Genomic DNA, 3,931 nt, shown 5'->3' with positions numbered 1-3,931 from the left:
TGCTGACGGTGCGTGAGCGTGGGTCGGTGTTGGGGGAGTGGGCGGCGACGTCGCGGGTGTTGCCGGATGCGACGGTGGCGGATCTGCTGGCGGAGCGTGCGGCGTTGGTGCCGGGTGCGACGGCGTTGGTGTTCGGTGGTGTGTCGTGGTCGTACGCGGAGTTGGATGCGCGGGTGAACCGGCTGGCGCGGTTGTTCGTGGCGCGTGGGGCGGGTCCTGAGCGGGTGGTGGCGTTGGGGTTGCCGCGTTCGCTGGAGATGGTGGCGGCTCTGTTCGCGGTGTTGCGGACGGGGGCGGCGTATCTGCCGTTGGAGTTGGACTATCCGCGGGAGCGGTTGGCGTTCATGGTGGAGGACGCGGGGCCGGTGTGTCTGGTGACGGATTCGTCGGCTGCGGGGTTGATGCCGGAGGCGGCGGAGGTGGTGTTGCTGGATTCGGCGGGGGTGCGGGCGGAGTTGGCTTCGCTGTCGGACGGTCCGCTGGGGGTGCGGGTGGATCTGGATGCGCCGGCGTATGTGATTTTCACGTCGGGTTCGACGGGTCGGCCGAAGGGTGTGGTGACGCCGTACCGGGGGCTGACGAACATGCAGTTGAACCACCGTGAGGCGATCTTCGATCCGGTGGTGGAGTCGGCGGGCGGCCGTCGGCTGCGGATCGCGCACACGGTGTCGTTCTCGTTCGACATGTCGTGGGAGGAGCTGCTCTGGCTGGTCGAGGGGCACGAGGTGCACGTCCTCGACGAAGCCCTGCGCCGCGACGCCCAGGGGCTGGCGGACTTCTGCGCCGAGCACGAGATCGACGTCATCAACGTGACGCCCTCGTACGCCCAGGCGCTGATCGAGTCCGGTCTGCTGGACGAGGACCGGCACCGCCCGGTGCTGGTGCTGCTCGGCGGTGAGGCCGTGGCGGAGACCCTCTGGTCCAGGCTCCGCGACACCCCCGGTGTGCTCGGCTACAACCTCTACGGGCCGACCGAGTACACCATCAACACCCTCGGCGGCGGCACCACGGACAGCGACACCGCCACCGTCGGCCGCCCGATCTGGAACACCCGCGCCCACGTCCTCGACGGACACCTCCGGCAGGTGCCGGTCGGCACCGCGGGCGAGCTGTACGTCTCCGGGGTCGGCCTGGCCCGCGGCTACCTCGACCGGCCGGGGCTGACCGCGGAGCGGTTCGTCGCCGACCCGTTCGGTGAGCCCGGCGACCGGATGTACCGGACCGGCGACGTGGTGCGCCGGCGCCAGGACGGCCTGCTGGACTTCCTCGGCCGGGCCGACGACCAGGTGAAGATCCGCGGCTACCGGGTCGAGCCCGGCGAGATCGAGGACGCCCTGACCACGCACCCCGCCGTCGCGCAGGCCGCCGTGGTGGTCCGCGAGGACACCCCCGGGGTCAAGCGGCTGGCCGCCTACCTCGTCCCGGCCGGCTCCGGCGTCGACGTCGCGGAGGTCCGCAGCGGCCTCGCCGAGCGGCTGCCCGAGTACATGGTCCCGTCCGCGTTCGTCGTCCTCGACGCGCTGCCGCTGACCGTCAACGGCAAGCTCGACCGCAAGGCCCTCCCCACCCCCGACAGCACCGGCACGGGCGCCGGACGCGCCCCGCGCGACGCCCGCGAGGAGATCCTCTGCGGCGTCTTCGCCGAGGTGCTCGGCCTGTCCGAGGTGGGCCCCGAGGACCACTTCTTCGATCTCGGCGGCCACTCGCTGCTCGCCACCCGCCTGGTCGGCCGGCTGCGGACGCTGCTCGGCGCCCAGCTGACCGTGCGTGACCTCTTCGAGGCGCCCACCCCGGCCGGTCTGGCCCACCGGGCCGCCGCCGGCGGCGAGGCCCGCCCGGCCCTGGTCCGCCGCGAGCGGCCCGCCGAGCTGCCGCTGTCGCACGCCCAGCGCCGGATGTGGTTCCTGCAGAACCTGGACGGCTCCGGGGCCACCTACAACGTGCCGCTGGTGGTCCGGGTCACCGGCGAGCTCGACCTGGACGCGCTGCGGGCCGCCGTCATCGCGGTGACCGAGCGCCACGAGAGCCTGCGGACGGTCTTCACCGAGCGCGACGGCAAGGTGTTCCAGGAGGTCAGGGACGCCGCCGCGCAGACCCTGCACCTGGTGGCGTCCGGCGAGCCGACCCTGGCCGCCGACATCGAGGCGGCCGTCCGGTACGGCTTCGACCTCTCGGCCGAACTGCCGCTGCGGGTCAGCGTGCTGGCGGTCGGCCCGGCGGACCACGCGATCGTGCTGCTGTTCCACCACATCGCCGGTGACGAGTGGTCGATGCTCCCGTTCATCGACGACCTGAACACCGCGTACGCCGCCCACACCACCGGCACCGCGCCCAGCTGGGCGCCGCTGCCGGTCCAGTACGCCGACTACACGCTGTGGCAGCAGGAACTGCTCGGCGGCCCCGAGGACGGGGAGAGCCTGCACAGCCGCCAGGTCGCGTACTGGCAGCAGGCGCTGGCCGGTCTGCCGGAGGAACTGCCGCTGCCCACCGACCACCCGCGGGTGCCGGTCGCCGGATACCGCGGCGACACCGTGTACGCGCAGGTCCCCCCGACTGTCTACCGCGGCCTGCGGGAGGCCGCCCGGTCCACCGGTACGACCACCTTCATGGTGCTCCAGGCCGCCGTCGCCACCCTGCTGCACCGGCTCGGCGCGGGCACCGACATCCCCCTCGCCGCGCCCGTCGCCGGGCGCTCGGACACCGCGCTGGACGGCCTGGTCGGGTTCTTCGTCAACACCCTGGTGCTGCGCAACGACCTCTCCGGCGACCCGACCTTCGCCGACCTGCTCACCCGCACCCGGGAGTCGGACCTGGCCGCGTTCGCGCACCAGGACCTGCCCTTCGACCGCCTGGTCGAGGCCGTCAACCCGCCCCGGGTGGCCGGCCGGCACCCGCTGTTCCAGGTGATGCTCGGCTACCAGCACAACGACGGCCAGGGCGGCAGCCTGCTCGGCCTGGAGAGCCGGATCCAGCCGTTCGAGCTGGGCGCGGTCAAGTTCGAACTCGACTTCAACTTCGAGGAGACCTCGGTCTCCGAGGAGATCGACATCGCCTTCGAGTACGCCACCGACCTCTACGAGCGCTCGACCGCCGAAGCCCTGGTCGAGCGGCTGCTCGCGCTGCTGGAGCAGGTCGCGGCCGACCCGCACCGCCGGATCGGCTCCCTCGACGTGCTGACGGTGCGTGAGCGTGGGTCGGTGTTGGGGGAGTGGGCGGCGACGTCGCGGGTGTTGCCGGATGCGACGGTGGCGGATCTGCTGGCGGAGCGTGCGGCGTTGGTGCCGGGTGCGACGGCGTTGGTGTTCGGTGGTGTGTCGTGGTCGTACGCGGAGTTGGATGCGCGGGTGAACCGGCTGGCGCGGTTGTTCGTGGCGCGTGGGGCGGGTCCTGAGCGGGTGGTGGCGTTGGGGTTGCCGCGTTCGCTGGAGATGGTGGCGGCTCTGTTCGCGGTGTTGCGGACGGGGGCGGCGTATCTGCCGTTGGAGTTGGACTATCCGCGGGAGCGGTTGGCGTTCATGGTGGAGGACGCGGGGCCGGTGTGTCTGGTGACGGATTCGTCGGCTGCGGGGTTGATGCCGGAGGCGGCGGAGGTGGTGTTGCTGGATTCGGCGGGGGTGCGGGCGGAGTTGGCTTCGCTGTCGGACGGTCCGCTGGGGGTGCGGGTGGATCTGGATGCGCCGGCGTATGTGATTTTCACGTCGGGTTCGACGGGTCGGCCGAAGGGTGTGGTGACGCCGTACCGGGGGCTGACGAACATGCAGTTGAACCACCGTGAGGCGATCTTCGATCCGGTGGTGGAGTCGGCGGGCGGCCGTCGGCTGCGGATCGCGCACACGGTGTCGTTCTCGTTCGACATGTCGTGGGAGGAGCTGCTCTGGCTGGTCGAGGGGCACGAGGTGCACGTCCTCGACGAAGCCCTGCGCCGCGACGC

At 71.9% G+C, this 3,931-nt stretch carries 1 protein-coding gene; it reads left to right on the top strand.

Annotated elements, in window-relative coordinates:
- A partial coding sequence (locus tag AC2TEW_RS38520) for a non-ribosomal peptide synthetase (protein ID WP_484627809.1) occupies window positions 1-3,931 on the top strand: 3,931 nt, incomplete at both ends.

Source organism: Kitasatospora sp. NEAU-CNBT7, assembly GCF_057220535.1.
This window is presented reverse-complemented; position numbering and strand designations above follow the sequence as displayed.